At 54.8% G+C, this 17,062-nt stretch carries 15 protein-coding genes; 5 read left to right on the forward strand and 10 right to left on the reverse strand.

From position 1 onward, the window contains the following. Positions 1-20: 20 nt before the first annotated feature. Both LBW88_RS12865 and LBW88_RS12870 read right to left on the reverse strand, forming a co-directional pair. A complete protein-coding gene (locus LBW88_RS12865) occupies positions 21-587 on the reverse strand; it encodes a sorbitol dehydrogenase family protein (protein ID WP_224932668.1) in 567 nt (188 codons plus the stop codon). Between the two features lie 529 nt (positions 588-1,116). Continuing rightward, the gene (locus LBW88_RS12870; RefSeq protein ID WP_224932669.1) at positions 1,117-2,139 is read right to left on the reverse strand and encodes a LacI family DNA-binding transcriptional regulator; all 1,023 of its coding nucleotides are present in this window, start codon (positions 2,137-2,139) and stop codon (positions 1,117-1,119) included. 239 nt (positions 2,140-2,378) lie between these two features. Between LBW88_RS12870 and iolG the strand changes: the two genes are divergently transcribed. After that, positions 2,379-3,377 carry an inositol 2-dehydrogenase gene (gene iolG, locus LBW88_RS12875; protein ID WP_224932670.1) on the forward strand — a complete coding sequence of 333 codons (999 nt, stop codon included), beginning with the start codon at positions 2,379-2,381 and terminating at the stop codon, positions 3,375-3,377. 201 nt (positions 3,378-3,578) lie between these two features. On the opposite strand, the gene LBW88_RS12880 is transcribed toward iolG, so the two are convergent. Next, on the reverse strand, positions 3,579-4,304 hold the full coding sequence (locus tag LBW88_RS12880; protein ID WP_224932671.1) for a pirin family protein: 726 nt from the start codon (positions 4,302-4,304) through the stop codon (positions 3,579-3,581). Between the two features lie 123 nt (positions 4,305-4,427). Between LBW88_RS12880 and LBW88_RS12885 the strand changes: the two genes are divergently transcribed. Continuing rightward, a complete protein-coding gene (locus LBW88_RS12885; RefSeq protein ID WP_224932672.1) occupies positions 4,428-5,306 on the forward strand; it encodes a LysR family transcriptional regulator in 879 nt (292 codons plus the stop codon). Between the two features lie 298 nt (positions 5,307-5,604). Here the strand turns inward: LBW88_RS12885 and LBW88_RS12890 are convergent, their stop codons facing one another. From LBW88_RS12890 to LBW88_RS12910, 5 genes are all read right to left on the reverse strand, one after another. Beyond that, positions 5,605-6,840: an MFS transporter gene (locus tag LBW88_RS12890; protein ID WP_224932673.1), complete on the reverse strand. Its 1,236-nt coding sequence runs from the start codon at positions 6,838-6,840 to the stop codon at positions 5,605-5,607. 251 nt (positions 6,841-7,091) lie between these two features. Then, on the reverse strand, positions 7,092-8,027 hold the full coding sequence (locus tag LBW88_RS12895; protein WP_224932674.1) for an ROK family protein: 936 nt from the start codon (positions 8,025-8,027) through the stop codon (positions 7,092-7,094). Further along, positions 8,024-8,890, reverse strand: coding sequence for an ABC transporter permease (locus tag LBW88_RS12900; RefSeq protein WP_224932675.1), 867 nt, complete (start codon positions 8,888-8,890; stop codon positions 8,024-8,026). Before LBW88_RS12900 ends, LBW88_RS12895 begins: the two co-directional genes overlap by 4 nt. Beyond that, positions 8,890-9,810 (reverse strand): ABC transporter permease, encoded by a 921-nt coding sequence (locus LBW88_RS12905; protein WP_224932676.1) that lies wholly within the window; start codon positions 9,808-9,810, stop codon positions 8,890-8,892. Before LBW88_RS12905 ends, LBW88_RS12900 begins: the two co-directional genes overlap by 1 nt. Before the next feature lie 3 nt (positions 9,811-9,813). Continuing rightward, positions 9,814-11,349, reverse strand: coding sequence for an ABC transporter substrate-binding protein (locus LBW88_RS12910; RefSeq protein ID WP_224932677.1), 1,536 nt, complete (start codon positions 11,347-11,349; stop codon positions 9,814-9,816). Between the two features lie 200 nt (positions 11,350-11,549). Between LBW88_RS12910 and LBW88_RS12915 the strand changes: the two genes are divergently transcribed. The 3 genes from LBW88_RS12915 to LBW88_RS12925 are packed head-to-tail and all read left to right on the forward strand — an operon-like array spanning position 11,550 to position 15,923. Continuing rightward, positions 11,550-12,683 carry an ROK family transcriptional regulator gene (locus LBW88_RS12915; RefSeq protein ID WP_224932678.1) on the forward strand — a complete coding sequence of 378 codons (1,134 nt, stop codon included), beginning with the start codon at positions 11,550-11,552 and terminating at the stop codon, positions 12,681-12,683. A gap of 10 nt (positions 12,684-12,693) precedes the next feature. Next, positions 12,694-14,136 (forward strand): M81 family metallopeptidase, encoded by a 1,443-nt coding sequence (locus tag LBW88_RS12920; protein ID WP_224932679.1) that lies wholly within the window; start codon positions 12,694-12,696, stop codon positions 14,134-14,136. After that, positions 14,133-15,923 (forward strand): ABC transporter ATP-binding protein, encoded by a 1,791-nt coding sequence (locus LBW88_RS12925; protein ID WP_224932680.1) that lies wholly within the window; start codon positions 14,133-14,135, stop codon positions 15,921-15,923. Before LBW88_RS12920 ends, LBW88_RS12925 begins: the two co-directional genes overlap by 4 nt. Positions 15,924-15,992: 69 nt before the next feature. Here LBW88_RS12925 and LBW88_RS12930 read toward each other — a convergent pair whose 3' ends face one another. Both LBW88_RS12930 and LBW88_RS12935 read right to left on the reverse strand, forming a co-directional pair. After that, positions 15,993-16,454, reverse strand: coding sequence for a helix-turn-helix domain-containing protein (locus LBW88_RS12930; RefSeq protein WP_097118777.1), 462 nt, complete (start codon positions 16,452-16,454; stop codon positions 15,993-15,995). A 108-nt stretch (positions 16,455-16,562) separates the two neighbouring features. After that, positions 16,563-17,021 (reverse strand): acyltransferase, encoded by a 459-nt coding sequence (locus LBW88_RS12935; protein WP_224932681.1) that lies wholly within the window; start codon positions 17,019-17,021, stop codon positions 16,563-16,565. Between the last annotated feature and the right edge of the window lie 41 nt (positions 17,022-17,062).

Below are 17,062 nucleotides of genomic sequence, written 5' to 3' on the forward strand. Positions count from 1 at the left end.
ATCGTTTTAGTTATCGGAAATTACAGCTGTTCGAGATGACCGTCGAGCTCATCCGGCACCGGAGCCGTCCACCAAATTGGGCCGTTGCCGCAGTACGTCGGCACCACCAAACCATCGCTAACCGTCTGGTACATCAGCGCCTGTTTGTAAGCCACCAGCGTGCCGTGGTAGTCATCCCCGACCGTGCCGGTGTACCAGGCTGTGACGATTTGATAGAGGAAATCATGCAGCCCGGCGCTGCTGGCTTTAGCCAGGAAATCCTGGGCGGTAATTTTTGGCGTTATCAGCGCATCGAGTTGCGCAACACGTGCCACAAATTGCGCGTCACGCTGCGCCAGAACCTCGTAAAAGCGGGCGGCAAGTGCTACATCCAGATGCTTATGCTCGGTGATTGCCTGCGAGATGCGAACAAACTGTTTCACTGCGTCGCTGGCGTGAATCACGCTGGCCGCAAACGCCCGCCCCGGCAGGGCTGCGACCGCGCCAGTGACGGTTAATCCGAGTGTGGCGAGCAGGAATTCCCTGCGAGTGGAACCGGTTCCATTTTTAGATGCAGAAACGGTTTCGGGTGCAAAATGTCGTTTCATGGGGTTACCTGATGCTGAGACAAAAGAGGAGAAAGCCAAACGGCGCTATCCTAACGATTTCGTTGCAAAACTGTTATCAGGATTTGAACGAAATCCCATTAAACGATGGGGTTTTAGCTCTAAATGATAATTTAGGTCAAAAATTGTTGGGTTTAGGATAGTTGCGAGGAGGGCTAAAATGGGCAACTTTTATTCAATCACTGAGGAGCAAAGTCAATTTCAGCAACACTGGGAATAGCAAGTGCATCCTGAATATTGTGTCGCTTACCAATTAAATTTTTTTTAACCTGGATTGTCATTGAAACTGGCTCGCTGCTCTATCCTCAATGATATGCACAAGGCGTTCTTCAGCCTGTTTCTTAGCAGCAGATTTTTTTGATTGGGTAAACAACCTGTAATAGTCAAAATTCCCATCCCCCTCCTGTTTAAGTGAAGACTTGTATGTTTGATAGGCCAGTGATTCATCTTATCAGCACTTCATTTTCTCAAAAGACAGATGTGGCTGGTAATCATCATTATTGCCTTATCACTATGAGAAATAGGAGTATCGGTGAAAAATCAGCAGAGGCGTTTTCACATCCTCCGGCGAGCGCTCACTCAGCGGCTGTTCAAATATCGTCAGACATTGCTCGATCTCGCGCCGCATATCATGTCCTAGCACCATATCCATCGTGCCTTTTTCCAGTAGCAGGCGACTCGATTCACTCAACTCATGTCCGGTGAAGATCACTTTATCCTGCACACCAAATGCCTCCAGCGCTTTTGCCACGCCTTCGTTGCCGCCCGCCGTGTTGTAAATTCCGGCCAGCGGCTCCCCCTCTTCCAGCCACTTTTTCACGCTGTGCCACGCGGTTTCCGCTTCGTCGTTAATATTGACGCGGTCGCGGATCGTCAGCCACGGGAAAGATTCGCGCAGCACGCGACGAAAGCCGATTTCGCGCTCCTCTTGCGTGCGATAGGTCGAACTGCAAATCAGCAGGATATTGCCCGGCTGTTGTTGCGGCAGCATACGCCCCATAAACCAGCCCGCCGTCGCGCCGGAGGCGGTTTGATCGATACCGACATATGCGGTACGCCGTGAATTGGGTAGATCGCTGGTCAGGCAGATCACCTGCACGCCATCATCAATGGCGGTTTTCACCACACGATTGATCTTCACATCATCACGACAGACTAAAATAATGCCGCTGGCTTCACTGGCGCGGCGTTCAATCAGCTTGCTAAAGCGCTCCGCGTTGAATTGCGCACTCGGCAAAGTATCCAGTGTGATGTGTAGCTGTGGACGCTCACGCATTACCGCGCGTGCATGCAACTCAAGTTGAGCAACAAAGCTGGTGCCGGACTCACACACAATCGCGATACGTTTTGCCGTTCCACGATGGTCTTCTGTGCCACTCAGCCCTAATCGCGCCATCGCAGTTTCGACTTTCTTACGCGTCACTTCGCGCACGCCTTCCCGACCATTAAGCACGCGGTCAACGGTGGCAGGGCTCACGCCCGCTTCCTTCGCAATATCTTTAATTGATGGCGACTTCCAGTTCTGCAGCGTCATAATCTTTCCTGATGTCCTTCACCTCATGGATGAAACAGTAGCTTGAGAAGAGACTAATAATCAAATCGTTATAACTCTATGAATCAAGTGAATTAGCTGCACTTTGATGTTATTCACCTCAAATTTTCATGTGATCACAATCATCTTTTCAGCATCTGTTTCAGGCTTTGCTTTGACTTAAAACTTCACCAATACGCTTAATAGCGCCATCACCTGTCGCCCTCATAGGAAATAAAAAAATGCTCAATGTTGCTCTCTTAGGTGCTGGCCGTATTGGACAGATTCACGCCGGAAATATCGCCGCGCATCCGCAGTGTCGCCTGGCATATGTGATGGATGTCTACGCACCTGCTGCCAATGCGCTTGCCGGGAAATACGGTGCTAAAGTGGCGGATCTCGACACCATTCTGGCGGACAGTTCGATTGATCTGGTGGCGATTTGCAGCGCCACCAACACTCACGCGGATTTAATTGAAGCCACCGCGCGTGCCAAAAAAGCCATCTTCTGTGAGAAGCCAGTGGATTTGAGTCTTGAGCGAGTGCAGAGTTGTTTAGCCACGGTGCGTGAAGCCGGCGTGCCGCTGATGATTGGTTTTAATCGCCGCTTTGATCCGAGCATGGCGCATTTGCAAGCGTGTCTGCGTGATGGCGAGATTGGTGAAACCGAGTTGGTGACCATCAGCTCACGCGATCCGGGTGCACCCCCTGCCGAGTACGTAAAAGTCTCAGGCGGCCTGTTCCGCGATATGACTATTCATGATTTCGATATGGCGCGCTGGTTATTAAATGAAGAGCCGGTGACGGTGTACGCCAGTGCGGCGGCATTAGTTGATCCTGAGATTAAAGCGCTGGGCGATGTCGATACCGCCGTCGTTACGCTGACCTGTGTCAGCGGCAAGATGGCGGTGATCACCAACAGCCGTCGTGCCAGCTACGGCTACGATCAGCGTGTTGAAGTACACGGCAGCGAAGGGATGTTGCAGGTGACGAATCAGCTGGAATCTCAGCTGGTGAAATCCGTGGCAAATGGCGTGGTGGCGCAGAAGCCGCAGCACTTCTTCCTGCAGCGTTATGCCGATGCGTATCGTAGTGAACTGGCGACCTTTATCGACGCGCTGGCAAAAGGCGAAGGTCAATATCCGAGCGGTAATGATGGATTGCAGGCGTTGTTACTGGCGGATGCAGCGCTGGAGTCATTGAAAACCGGCAAGCCGGTATCGCCGCAGTCGTTGCTGTAAGGCGGTGCTGATAAGGGGCGAACCCTGGTTCGTCCCTTCAACAACTACCCCTAAAGATGGAAGCTTGATTGAAAGCTCACTGAAGCTTAAGTAAACCGGTCAGAGCGCGACATAGGCAGCATTGTGCTGCTCATTCATGCCGACGTTAAGCAATCAAAACGCATAGGCTTCAGGGCGTCCGTTAAGACGCCCTGACCTGTTTTAACGCTGTGGATGATTCACTTCCAGCGGACGCAGATCAAACAGCAACACTTCTGCATCATTGCCATTGCTGAACTGCAGCGCGGTTTCATTACGCACACGCGCACCGTCACCTTCCTTGAATTTCACACCATTCACTTCGATGCTGCCGCGTGCCACATGAATGTAAGCGTAACGATCGGCATCCAGCGCGAAAGTCTGTTGCTCTGCGCCATCAAAGAAACCGGCATAGATGCGGATATCCTGACGCACGCTCAGCGAACCGTTATCCCCTTCCGGCGAGATAATCAAACGCAACTGCCCGCGTTTTTCGCTCTCTGCCACGGAAATCTGCTGGTAACCCGGCTGAGTGTTGCGCTCGCCCGGTACAATCCAGATTTGCAGGAAGTGAACGTTATCGCTCTTCGAGTGGTTGAACTCGCTATGCGTCACACCGCTACCCGCGCTCATCAACTGCACATCACCGGGGACGATTACTGAACCCGTTCCCATCGAATCTTTATGCTCCAGCGCACCGTCCAGCACATAGGAGATGATCTCCATATTGTTGTGTGGATGGGCACCAAAACCACGCCCCGGCGCGACACGGTCATCGTTAATCACCAGCAGGTCGGAAAAACCAGTCTGTTTGGGATCCCAATAGCTGGCGAAAGAGAAAGTGTGGTGCGAGTTCAGCCAACCGTGGTCACCCACTCCGCGTTGTTCTGACAGACGTTGTTCAATCATGGTTTGCTCCTCAAATGTGCGGTGGAAGGACGTTTGCCCTTCCGAATGAGGATAAGTATACGTAAACTAATTTGCCCAACAATGCCCTAACCTGACAATGACTGTCACCGAAAAGTGGACAATATGCAGATAGAAGATCTTCGTATTTATGTCGCCGTAATTAAAGCCGGTAACTTTACCGCCGCCGCCGAACAGCTGATGCTGTCGAAGCAATACGTCAGCCGCCGTATTGCCGCGCTGGAGGAATCACTCGGTGCGCGTCTGCTGAATCGCAACACGCGCAAACTGTCGGTGACGGATAACGGCCAGCTCTTTGCCCAACATGCACAACGTATTCTCGATGATGTGCAGGAAGCCCAGCAGGCGGTATCTGGCCGGCAACAGGTGTTGCAGGGCAGCTTCCGCTTGAGCGTGCCGATGTCGTTTGGCATCAGCCATTTGTCGCCGTATATCGCCGAGTTTCTCAGTCAGCATCCCGGATTGCAGTTCCAGGTGGAGTTGGCGGACCGCTATGTCGATATGGTCGGTGAAGGCTTTGATATGGCAATCCGTATTGGCACCCTGCCCGATTCCAGCTTAATCGCCAAACGTCTGGGCGTATTTCGCCGCGTGATCTGTGGCAGTCCATCCTACATTCAGGGCGCGGGCGCACCGCGTGAACCCGAGGATCTGCTTGATCATGCTTGCCTGCGTTACGGGCGCGAAAGCCAGACTGGCTGGGAACTGTTTAACGGTGAGCAGCGCAAGGTGATAGCGGTGCAAGGCCCGATGGTGAGTAATAACGGTGAGATGCTGCGTGATGCCGCGGTGGCCGGATTAGGATTGATTCTGCTGCCGGAATTTATCGTGGCACCGGCATTAGCCAGCGGTGATCTGATGACCGTGCTGGATGAGTGGCAGCCTTCCTCACTCAACCTGAACGCGCTCTATCCACAGCATCGTCAGCGCAGTGAAGTGAACAGAGTTTTTATGGCGTTTTTGCAGGAAAAGTTGGCAGGATGACCCAACTAAAAATCCCAACCTGCTGAGAAGCACAAGCAAGTGTTGTTAAAAAGGGCACCCTGCTTATGGCCGAAGCACCTCTGCAGCTGCCCGGCTTTCCGCAGCGCAGAGGCTTTTACGTTGGGCCAGGAGACAGTCGCATAGATGCGACTGTCAGTTCGGGTTGGCCAGGACGGCCTTACCCGAACGATCCGTCGGCACGACGTGGAAGCCGATGGCACCGCGTCAGCGGCGCGAGGACGGCCCGGTAGCCGCAGAGGTGCTACGGGTCCACGTTCAAACCTACATAGACGGGCCGTTAAACCCCGCCCTCATGCGCAAACGTAATCGACTTTCTCCGTGCATCGCGCACCGCAATAGCGTGGATCAGCAATCCAAACACCGCCAGAATCGCACCGACCCAGCCAGTGGACTGCCAGCCAAGTCCCGCAGAAATGGTCACGCCACCCAGCCACGCGCCTAGCGCATTCGCCAGGTTAAAGGCTGAGTGATTCAACGCCGCCGCCATAGTTTGCGCATCGCCAGCCACATCCATTAAACGGATTTGCAGCACGCTCGCCAGCGCCACCATGGTGCCCACCAGCATCACATTGAGTGAACCGGCAAACGCATAGTGCGCGGTAAACACAAAGGCGCTCAGCACCAGCACCGACCAGATCAGCACGATGCGAATGGTTTTCTCCAGCCCGCGATCCGCCAGACGCCCACCCACCACGTTGCCGATGATCATGCCGAGACCGAACAGCGCCAGCACCGCCGGAATCCAACTGACCGGCATCTGCGCCAATTCGGTTAACGTAGGTTTGACGTAGCTGAACACCGAGAACAAGCCACCGCTGCCGACCGCGCCAATCGCCAGCGTTAGCAACACCTGCTTGCGCGTCAGCGCAGAGAGTTCGCGTAGTGGGCTGGCGGTTTTATCACCGGCTACGTTCGGCACCCACATCCCCACCAGTACCATGGTCAACAGCGCTAACACGCCAACAATGGCGAAGGCTTCACGCCAGCCAAACACTTGCCCAATCGCGGTGACCGCAGGCACGCCGAGCAGGTTGGCAATCGTCAGGCCAAACAGCACCATCGAAACTGCCTGGGCGCGTTTTCTGCGCTCCACCAATCCAGCGGCGACCAGTGCAGCGACCCCGAAGAACGTACCGTGCGGGAAACCAGCGAGGAAACGTGCCAGCAGCATCGAGTAGTAACCTGGTGCAATCGAGCTAAACAGGTTACCCGCGGCAAACAGGCCCATCAGCGTCATCAGGAAATTTCGACGTGAGGCACGCGCACCGAGCACAGCCAACAGCGGCGCGCCAATCACCACACCGAGCGCGTAAATACTGATCAGGTGGCCCGCAGTGGGGATGGAAACATTGAGGCCGGTGGCGGCATCGGGCAGCAGGCCCATAATGACGAATTCGCCGGTACCAATGGCAAAGCCACCGGTGCCGAGCGCAAACAGCGCTTTCAGCACACTGGCGCGCGGCAGCGAAGCCTGTTCCGGCAGCTGATTAAGTTGAGGTTGTGCAGATGACATGGTTTTCCAGTAACGCAGGTGAAGAATCCAATCACAATCGTGGCGGCATTGAAGGCCACCATCGTTGAGACTGAAAGGATTTAGCTGCACATGATAACTGATTTAGATGAAATTTCGATGGCGGAGAATTATGTGGCTGCTAATTAATATTGTGATAACTGCTTAGCGCCCATCCCGGCGCAAAGTATCAGGACTTTGCGCCGTTATCGTCAGGCATTTTTACTGACATCGCTGCAGTATGTGCATTTTCTTTATGCAGCCTGACGCGCCAGCAGCGCCGCGCCGATCATTCCGCCGTTATGCGCAAACGCGCCGGGAACCACCAATGGATGCTGAGTACTGCGCAGCACATAACGCTGTACTTCCTCATTCAATGCTCCCATCAACGGTGTCACCGAAGCCAACCCTCCCCCCACTGCCACCAGCGATGCGCCAGTAATATTGATGGTGTAAGCCAGCGGCTGACTCACCAGTTGTAACCACACCTGAACGGTACGGTTAGCTTGCACTTCCTGCTGTTGCCAGCCGGCGATAATGTCGATGCTGCTCGCATTAACGCTATGCAAGGTGCGATGCAAATTCTCCAGCCCGCGCGCGCCACCGTAGCTATCGAGACAGCCTTTCTGCCCACAGGGGCAAGACTGGCGCGGCAAGCGAATAGTTTCGCCCTCAATATCCACTTCCGTGAGCGTAATCGGACCATGGCCCCACTCGCCGGTCAGGCCATTCTGTCCGGTAATAATCCGCCCATCCGCGACCAAACCGCCGCCGACGCCGGAACCGAGAATCGCGCCAAACACCACCTTATGCCCTTTGCCCACGCCTGCCTGCGCTTCCGCGAAGGTGAAACAGTCGGCATCGTTATGCACGATCACTTTACGTTGCAGTAACGCACCCAGCGCCTGGCTGAGATTGCGTTGATGAAAGGCCGGGATGTTGCTGGCAAACATCTCGCCGGTATCCGGTGCCACGATGCCTGCAGTGGAGATCGCCAGCGGTGAAACGATGTTGAAGTACTGCTGATGGTGTTCGATCATGCGGCCAATCAGCGCGGTGAAATCTGGCCAGCTGTTGGCCGGGATGGTTTGCTGATCGAGGATAGTCAGCTGCTGCTGCGCATCCATCACACCCAGCTTGACGAACGAACCGCCCAGATCGAGGCAGATCACTGCCGGTGTTGTACTCATAAACGTTTATCCATCACATCACGCAGGCCGTCGCCCAGCACATTAAAGCCGAGCACAGTAATCAAAATCGCCAGTCCAGGAAACAGCGACACGTAAATATTCAGCCCAAGAAAGTTGCGCCCATCACTCATCATAGTGCCCCACTCCGGCATCGGCGGTTGCACGCCCAAGCCGAGAAACGACAAGCTGGCCGCCGACAGCACCACTGCGCCCGCCGTCAGCGTCGATTGCACAATCAGCGGCCCAATCGAGTTGCGCAGAATGTAATGGGTGATGATGCGCGGATAGCGCACGCCCAGCATATGCGCCGCTTCGATGTACTCCATGTTCTTCAGGCCGAGCGTCAGGTTACGACTCAGGCGCGCATACACCGGAATCGAGAACAGCGAAATCGCGATCAGCATATTGGCCAGCCCTTCGCCCAGCACGCTGACGATCAAAATCGCCAGCACGATACCTGGGAAGGCGAAAATAATGTCCATCACCCACATAATCAGCGCATCGATTTTGCGTCCCGCCAGACCGGAGATGATGCCGAGCGGAATACCAATCACCATCGAAATCGCCACGCTCAGGCAGACTTCAAACAACGTGATGCGCGCGCCATAAATCACGCGGGCGAAAATGTCGCGGCCATAGTCGTCCGTGCCAAACCAGTGCGCTGCCGAGGGAGCCTGCAAGGTGTTCAGCAGATCCTGTTCGATGGGATCCCAATGGGTTAACAGCGGCGCTAACACCGCTGCCAGCACCACCAACAGCACCAACCCGCCGCCGATCGCTATCGACGGATTGTTCTGTAACATGCGCAGGAATTGGCGACCACGCGATCGGGTGGGCAGCAAAGAGGTATCGAGGCTGTTCATCAGTCGAACCTTATTTTTGGATTGAGCAGACCAATCAGAATTTCACCCACCAGGTTCATCAGCACCACGCCGGTGACCGCCACCAGCGTCACGCCCTGAATCACCGGATAGTCACGGTATTTCACCGAATCCACCAGCAGGCGGCCAATACCTGGCCAGTTAAACACCGACTCTGTGACCACGGCGCCACCAATCAAGCTGCCGAAGTTAAGTGCGACGATGGTGACAATCGGGATCAAGGCGTTGCGCAGCGCGTGTTTCCAGTGAATATTCGCTGACGATAAGCCTTTGGCTTTGGCGGTACGGATATAGTCCTGACTCAATACATCGAGCATACTGGAGCGCGTCATGCGGGCAATCATCGCCATCGGCAAAATCGCCAGCGTGACGGTCGGCATCACGTAGTTTTTCCATGAGTCCGCGCCCAACAGCGGCAACCAGCCGAGTTCCACCGCAAAATAGTTCATCGCCAGCAGTGCCAGCCAGAAGTTGGCTATCGATGCGCCCGCAATGGTCAGCACCATCACGATTTGATCGGGCATCCGCTGGCGATAGATCGCCCCGGTCATGCCCGCAGGCACGCCGATGGCAATCGCCAGCAGATAGGCGAGCGCTGCCAGCGACAAGGTGTAGGGCAAACGCTCGCTGATTTCGTTGATCACCGGGCGCTGTGACTGCAAAGATTCACCCAGATTGCCGTGCAGTGCTTCGGTAGCAAATTTGACGTACTGCACCGGCAGCGGTTGATCCAGCCCTAACCGGACGCGCATGTTATCCACCGCTTCCTGTGGCGCTTCCGGGCCTGCCATCAGGCGCGCCGGATCGCCCGGCAGCGCGCGGATGGCGATAAATACGATGATCGAGACGCCGAAAATAATCAGCGGTAGCGAGAGCACCTTTTTCGCGACATACGCTTTCATCTATCAGTTCTTCACTGCATCGCGAACCACAATCTGTCCGCCTGGCTGCATGGTGACGCCGCTGATGTTTTTGCGAGAGGCGTAGAGATCATCCTGATAGAACAGCAGCACCTGCGGGGCCAGCCCACTGATCTGTTTCTGTGCCTGGAAGTAGAGATCTTTACGCTTAGTATCGTCAAGCGTGGAGGCGGCGGTATCGATCAAATCATCGGTTTGCTTATCGCTAAAGAAGCCCAGGTTCGCGCCGCCCGGTGCAAAGCTCGCACTGTGATACAGCGGACGCAGTTGCAAATCAGAACCGTATAAACCGGATGACCACGACGCCAGTACTGCATCGGTGCCCTGCTGCGCTTTCTCTTTGGCATCCGCGAAGGCGGCTTTGGTCCAGACCCCGCTCTCCATCTGACGCACGTTGAGCTTCACGCCGATCTTGGCCCACAGCCCCTGTAACACCTGCGCGGTACGCGCTTCCGGTGCCTGAACGGCAATCGACATGCTGAAGCCATCCGCGTAGCCTGCCGCTTTCAGCAGATCTTTGGCTTTCTGCACGTCGTACGGGTAATCCTTCAGGCTCTTGTCGTAGTTGGCATCAACCGGAGCCAGCGAGGAGTTGGCAGGTTGCGCATAACCAAACATGATGGCTTTCACCAGCGCCTGCTGATCGGTGGCGAAATTCAGCGCCTGACGCACACGCACGTCACTCAGCGCTTTACTCTGGGTATTGAGATCCACCCAGAATACCGCCGCACCCGGCGACTGTTTTAAATTGACGTTGGCATTGTTTTTCAACATACCCGCAAATTGCGGCGGAACCGGGTTAATAATATCGACCTGACCCGATTGCAGCGCCATATTCATCACAGAGGGCTCACTACTCCACGTCCATTTAATTTCATCCGGGCCGGCTGATTTACCCCAATAATCGCTGTTCTTTTTCTCCAGCACGTATTCGCCGGATTTATATTGCTCCAGCTTATACGGCCCGGTGCCGTCGGCTTTATTATTGATGCTGCCCGCTTTATCGGCAGTGGGGCTAACCATTAATCCCGGCCCTGAAGCCAATACGGTTAAAAAGGCCGGATTGATTTTCTTCAGCTGGAATTCAACGGTTAAATCATCGGTTTTCTTCACGTCCTGAATAAAGGTACGAACTTTACCGCTGCCCGCCAGACCACGTTTGGTGTCTAAATGGCGCTGGAAGTTTTCCACCACCGCATCGGCATTAAACGGCGTGCCGTCATGGAATTTTACGTTGGGGCGCAGCTTAAAGGTCCAGTTCAATCCACTGCTGTCCGCACTCCAGGACAGCGCCAGCGCAGGAATAATTTTGCCGTCATCACCCAAACGCGTCAGGCCTTCGTACATCGGGTCCAGCACCGTGCCGGTAAACGTCGCCGTCTGGTTGCCTGGATCCATGCTGCGCGGGGGTTCGTTTTGCATGATCACCAGCTGGCTGGCCAATGCCGCCGAGCTTGCCAGTGACGCCAGAATACAACCGGCCAGCGTCAGTACCTTGAAATGCTTGAATGTGCTTTGCATGAAGGCCCTCAATGAATCATTGAACGTTCGGTGAAATAACCTCGTTATATAAGGCACATTCTCTAAACAAAAGCCAAGACGTTGGTTCATATATTTTACTTATAGTTAGATCTGCGTTCAAAAAATTAACTAAATAACGTTGTATTTGTTTTCTGGCCTGATTATTGTCAGGCCATATCGCTATTGCAGTGAGAACCGACATGCTCAATGCCCACCAGCAGCAAATTTTGCGTCTGCTTATTGCCTCACACGGCATGAGCCGTACCGCTATTGCGGAAAATATGAAGTTGAGCAAAGCCGCTATTAGCACGCTGGTGAAAGAGATGCTCAACGCGGGATTGCTGGAAGAGAGTGTTCCGGAATCCAGCGGCCAGGGTCGCCCATCGGTGTTATTAAAAATGCGCGCCGACAGTGCTTATTTCCTCGGTGCCTCGCTGCTCGGTGAGCAGGTGGTTTTAGTGTTGATCGATATGCACGGCCTGGTGCTGGCGAGTAAGCAGATGGCGCACAACCTCGATCCGCAGCAGCTAAGTACGGCATTAGCGGCGGCAATCCCCGACTTAATCGCTGAGAAAGGCATTTCAGCCGACCAGCTAATTGGCTTAGGTGTCACGCTTTCCGGATTTGTGGATGAAAATCAGTCAGTTTGCGTGCAGTCAGCACTGCTGGGCTGGAAAAACGTGCCGCTGGCCGAGATGCTGAAACAGCAAACTGGGCTGGACGTCTCGCTGGAGAACGATGCCAAAGCGCTGGCGGTCAGCGAGAAGATCTTCGGCGTGGCGAAAAAGGCGCGCAACTTCACACTGATCTCACACGGTGACGGCATTCGTTCCGCACATTTCTTCCAGGGCCAACTGCATCGCGGCGCACACGGCGGTGCCGGTGAAATTGCGCACTGCACCATTGAACCTGGTGGACGCCCTTGCCGCTGCGGCAAACGCGGTTGCCTCGATACCCTTGCTTCGCTCACGGCCATTCGTGAGAGCGTGCGCGATAAGGCGCTGGAGACACAATCTATCGCGGAACTGGAGACGCTGGCCGCCAAAGGCAACAGCGCCGCGATTGCGATTTTGCACCAGGCAGGCCATGCGCTGGGGCTCTCCATCGCCAATATCATTCAGATGAACGATCCCGAGCTGATCGTCATCGCGCATCAGCCCCATTCTTTCGACGGCTTACTGAAAACCGTGGTGATGCAATCCATCGACAGCCATGTGTTGCCCGCCATCATGGGCAAAACCCCGATTTCCAGCATCGTGATCAGCGAACAGAGCTGGGCGCGCGCCGCGGCAAGCGTGGCGGCATACCGATTTATCATTCAATTACCTGACTAGCGGAGGCTGTATGCGCATTGCTTTTGGTGGCATTCATACGGAGTGCAGTACATATAACCCGGTGCTGAACTACGCCGACGACTTCCGCATCGTGCGCGGTAACGATCTGCTGATCAATCCCTACTTTGCCTTTTTGCAGGATTACGATGCCGAATTTCTGCCGACCTTCCACGCGCGCGCCATCGCCGGTGGTCCAGTCGCGCGGATCACTTATGATGACTTCAAGCAGGATTTTCTCACCCGATTGCAAGCACAACTGCCGGTGGACGGCGTCTACCTTGCGATGCACGGCGCAGTGTATGTCGAAGGGATGGAAGATGCTGAAGGCGATTGGATCACTGCCACCCGTGAATTGGTCGGCCCGGATTGCCCGATCACCGTCAGTTACGATCTGCACGGCAACGTGACGCAGCGCATCATCGATGCCATCGACATGTTCTCCACCTATCGCACCGCTCCGCACATCGATGTGGAAGGGACCATGCGTCGATCGGTGTCAATGCTGGTGAAAAGCCTGCAAACCGGCGTGAAACCCGGTGTGATTTGGGCACCCATTCCGGTGGTGCTGCCCGGTGAGCGCACCAGTACCGAAGATGAACCGGCAAAAAGTTTGTACGCGCGTCTGCCGGGCATCAATGAAATCGATCACATCTGGGATGCGTCGTTGATGGTCGGCTATGTCTGGGCCGATGAACCGCGCGCCACGGCGGCGGCGATCATGACCGGCACCGATGCTGATGTGCTCTCCGAACAGGCAGCAAAACTGGCGCTGGCCTACTGGCAGGCGCGTGATGAGTTCGTCTTTGGCTGCGTCACCGGCAGCACCGAAGAGTGCGTGAAAATGGCCGTCGCCAGCGAAACTTCACCGGTGATTTTGGCCGATTCGGGCGATAACCCGACCGGTGGCGGCGTAGGCGATCGCGCCAATCTGCTGGCCGAATTGATTCGCCAGGGCGCGCAGGATGTCATCGTCGCCGGGATTACCGACAAACCTGCCACCGATGCTGCTTTCGCCGCAGGCGTCGGGGCGAAGCTCACGCTCACGATCGGTGCCACGCTCGATCCCGCGGGAGGTAAAGTCACCGCAGAATTTGAAGTGCTGCTGGTGAGTGATGATGCGCGTTCGCTGGCTAAACAAGCACTGCTGAAAACCGGTGGAATTATCGTGGTAGTCGCCGACCGTCGTCGTCCTTATCACAATATCGCGGATTTTGAATTGCTGGGGCTTCATCCCTCGCAGGCAAAAATTGTGGTGGTGAAATCCGGCTATCTGTCACCGGAACTGGCACCGCTCGCCAATCCTAACCTGATGGCGCTGTCCGAAGGCGTGGTGGATCAGTACGTCGAACGTCTTGAACGTAAACGTAAAATGCAACCCGCTTATCCTTTTGACACTGATTTTGAGTTCCTGCCGGTCAGCACCCGTTCGGCTCGCTTTGTGGCGGCCAAATGAGTCGCGAGCCGGTGCTGCAGGTGGAAAACCTCACCGTTGCGTTTCGTCACGACGATCAGTGGCGTGAGGTGGTGAAAAACGTTTCGATGACCATCAATGCCGGTGAGACGCTGGCGATAGTGGGTGAATCGGGATCGGGCAAAAGCGTCACGTCGATGGCGATCATGCGCCTGCTGAATATGCGCCACGCACGTGTGACCGGCAAAGTGCTGCTGAACGGCGTGGATCTGTTGAATCTGAGCGACAAGGCGATGCGCGATATTCGTGGTAACGCTGTGGCGATGATTTTTCAGGAGCCGATGACCAGCCTGAATCCCTCGTTTACCATTGGCCACCAAATCGCTGAAGTCTTGATCAACCATCGCAACATCAGTAAACGTGCAGCGCGAGAAGAGACGGTAAAGCTGCTGGAGAAAGTGCGCATTCCCAATGCCGCTAAACGCTTCGATGATTATCCGCATCATTTTTCCGGCGGCATGCGCCAGCGTGTGATGATCGCCATGGCGCTGGCGCTGCGACCCAAACTTCTGATTGCCGATGAGCCCACTACCGCGCTGGATGTCACCATTCAGGGCCAGATTCTTGATCTGATTAAGACGTTGCAGGAGGAAGAAGGCACCGCGGTGCTGTTTATCACCCACGATATGGGCGTGGTGGCGGAAGTCTCGGATCGCACGCTGGTGATGTATCAGGGCGACGTGATGGAAACCGGCGCCACAGCGGAAATTTTCTCGGCGCCAGCGGCAGATTATACCCGCACGCTGATCGCTACCGTGCCGCAGCTCGGCGCGATGCGTGGCATTACCGGGCCGCAGAAGTTTGCACTGAAAGGTGATGTGGTGGCGCTGCAACCTGAGCGCCCCACTTCGCAACAGCCGCTTCTGTCAGTGAAAAACCTCAGCACCCGGTTTAGCATCCACGAAGGTTTGTTAAGCCGCAAAACTGGTGCGGTGCATGCAGTGGAGAATATTTCTTTTGATCTGATGCCCGGCGAAACCTTGTCGCTGGTCGGTGAATCCGGCTGTGGGAAATCCACTACCGGTCGCTCCCTCACCCGGCTGGTGAAAGCCGATGCGGGCGAGATCGCTTTCGATGGTTATGACGTACTGAATCTCTCATCCAGCGAACTGCGCCAGTTACGCTGCGCGATGCAGATGATTTTCCAGGACCCGTTTGCCAGTCTCAATCCGCGCATGTCGATTCTTGAAGCCTTAACTGAGCCTTATCTGCAACATCAACTCGGCAGCAAACAGGCCGCGCGGCAAAAGGCGGCGGAGTTGATGGAAAGAGTGGGTTTATCTGCGGCGATGATGAAACGTTATCCGCATGAGTTCTCCGGCGGTCAGCGACAGCGCATTTGTATCGCGCGCGCGTTAATGCTCGATCCCAAAATGATCATCGCTGATGAGTCGGTCTCTGCGCTGGATGTGACCGTGAAGGCGCAGATTATTAATCTGCTGTTGGATCTGCAAACCAGTCTCGGGCTGTCGTATCTGTTTATCTCGCACGATATGGCGGTGGTGGAACGCATCAGCCATCGCGTCGCGGTGATGCTGCTGGGCGAAATTGTCGAGATCGGCCCACGCGCCGCCATCTTTGAGAATCCGCAACATGACTACACGCGCAAGCTATTGTCATCGGTGCCAGTGCCCGATCCGGCACGACGCCACCTTAAACGGCGTATGGAGGTTAGCGAGCTGAAAAGCCCGGTGCGCGCGCTGGGGTTTGTGTCGGAAACGCGATGCTATCGCGAGGTCAGTGCCGGGCATTGGGTGATGGAGAGTTAAAGCAGCCGATGCATACTAATTAGTAAAACTGCCCGTGTAACGCGGGCACCGTATAAGGCGAGTGAGTCATTAGTAAAGACCAAGTCCCTGGCTTAAGTCAGCCAACTCCTGCATAGCATTATTGCTTTCACTTTCGCGCTGAGCTTTATAGCGCATCAGATCTGCAAAAAGCACACGGCGATGGCGGCCAGTTTTATGATATGGCAGCTTCCCTTCTTCCAATAGTTTCACCATGTGAGGCCGTGAGACATTGAGGATATTGGCTGCTTCCTGTGTGGTTAATTCAGCATGAACCGGAACGACCTGCACCGCATTTCCTACTGCCAGTTCTCCCAACACCTTCATTAGCAACGTTAAAGCTGAGGTTGGCAATTCGATTTGGTGAGTTTCGTCGTTTGCATCCTGAATGGATATGACTTGTGTCTCCAGCTTTGTGGAGAGAAAAGTCGCCAGTTCTCTTTGTCCACGCAGAGCGGCCTCAATTTCCTTCTGAGCCGGAAGGCTGACATTGTCCAGAATTGAGTTTGTCATGAGTTTTTCCAGTTTCTTCGTTCGTGAGTTACAACGCTCCAATACTAATCGAAACAAACGAAACAAACGACATACGAAATAAACGAAACAACCAGTCTGTTCCTTGTGCTATAGCAACCGCAGTAAACGCGCCGGGTTTCCGGCGTAAACGCCCTTCTGCGTGATGTCTTTCGTTACTACGCTGCCCGCGCCGATCACTACGTCATCGCAGATAGTCACCGCCAGAATAGTCGCCCCACTGCCGATTGAGACGTTGTTACCGAGCGTGATGCGCCCCCAGCTTTCTCGATCGGCATTGGGTTTGCCATCACGGAACATATCATTGGCGAACATCACGCCGTGACCAATAAAGCAGTTTTCACCGATGTGAACGTATTCACAGATGAAACTGTGCGACTGCACTTTCGTGCCGCGTCCTACCACCGTATGCGCCTGGATTTCGACAAAGGGTCCAATGAATACATCGTCATGCAGTGTGCAGCCATAGACATTCGCGGGCTCATAGATCGTGACGTTATTCCCCGTTTCGACGTTTTTGACTGCCACTTCGCGTAGGTTTGGCTGCATTGAGGTCCCTTAATCTTGCAAGTAGGCACAGATACGCGCCT

It is taken from the genome of Pantoea sp. alder81 (assembly GCF_020179835.1).
GTDB lineage: Bacteria > Pseudomonadota > Gammaproteobacteria > Enterobacterales > Enterobacteriaceae > Pantoea.

Bases quoted from the DNA above. Each gene is read 5' to 3' on its own strand.
- LBW88_RS12865 (WP_224932668.1), bottom strand. From the start codon at position 587: ATGAAACGACATTTTGCACCCGAAACCGTTTCTGCATCTAAAAATGGA.
- LBW88_RS12900 (WP_224932675.1), bottom strand. From the start codon at position 8,890: ATGAACAGCCTCGATACCTCTTTGCTGCCCACCCGATCGCGTGGTCGC.
- LBW88_RS12885 (WP_224932672.1), top strand. From the start codon at position 4,428: ATGCAGATAGAAGATCTTCGTATTTATGTCGCCGTAATTAAAGCCGGT.
- LBW88_RS12880 (WP_224932671.1), bottom strand. From the start codon at position 4,304: ATGATTGAACAACGTCTGTCAGAACAACGCGGAGTGGGTGACCACGGT.
- LBW88_RS12910 (WP_224932677.1), bottom strand. From the start codon at position 11,349: ATGCAAAGCACATTCAAGCATTTCAAGGTACTGACGCTGGCCGGTTGT.
- LBW88_RS12890 (WP_224932673.1), bottom strand. From the start codon at position 6,840: ATGTCATCTGCACAACCTCAACTTAATCAGCTGCCGGAACAGGCTTCG.
- LBW88_RS12920 (WP_224932679.1), top strand. From the start codon at position 12,694: ATGCGCATTGCTTTTGGTGGCATTCATACGGAGTGCAGTACATATAAC.
- LBW88_RS12870 (WP_224932669.1), bottom strand. From the start codon at position 2,139: ATGACGCTGCAGAACTGGAAGTCGCCATCAATTAAAGATATTGCGAAG.
- LBW88_RS12935 (WP_224932681.1), bottom strand. From the start codon at position 17,021: ATGCAGCCAAACCTACGCGAAGTGGCAGTCAAAAACGTCGAAACGGGG.
- LBW88_RS12930 (WP_097118777.1), bottom strand. From the start codon at position 16,454: ATGACAAACTCAATTCTGGACAATGTCAGCCTTCCGGCTCAGAAGGAA.
- iolG (WP_224932670.1), top strand. From the start codon at position 2,379: ATGCTCAATGTTGCTCTCTTAGGTGCTGGCCGTATTGGACAGATTCAC.
- LBW88_RS12895 (WP_224932674.1), bottom strand. From the start codon at position 8,027: ATGAGTACAACACCGGCAGTGATCTGCCTCGATCTGGGCGGTTCGTTC.
- LBW88_RS12905 (WP_224932676.1), bottom strand. From the start codon at position 9,810: ATGAAAGCGTATGTCGCGAAAAAGGTGCTCTCGCTACCGCTGATTATT.
- LBW88_RS12925 (WP_224932680.1), top strand. From the start codon at position 14,133: ATGAGTCGCGAGCCGGTGCTGCAGGTGGAAAACCTCACCGTTGCGTTT.
- LBW88_RS12915 (WP_224932678.1), top strand. From the start codon at position 11,550: ATGCTCAATGCCCACCAGCAGCAAATTTTGCGTCTGCTTATTGCCTCA.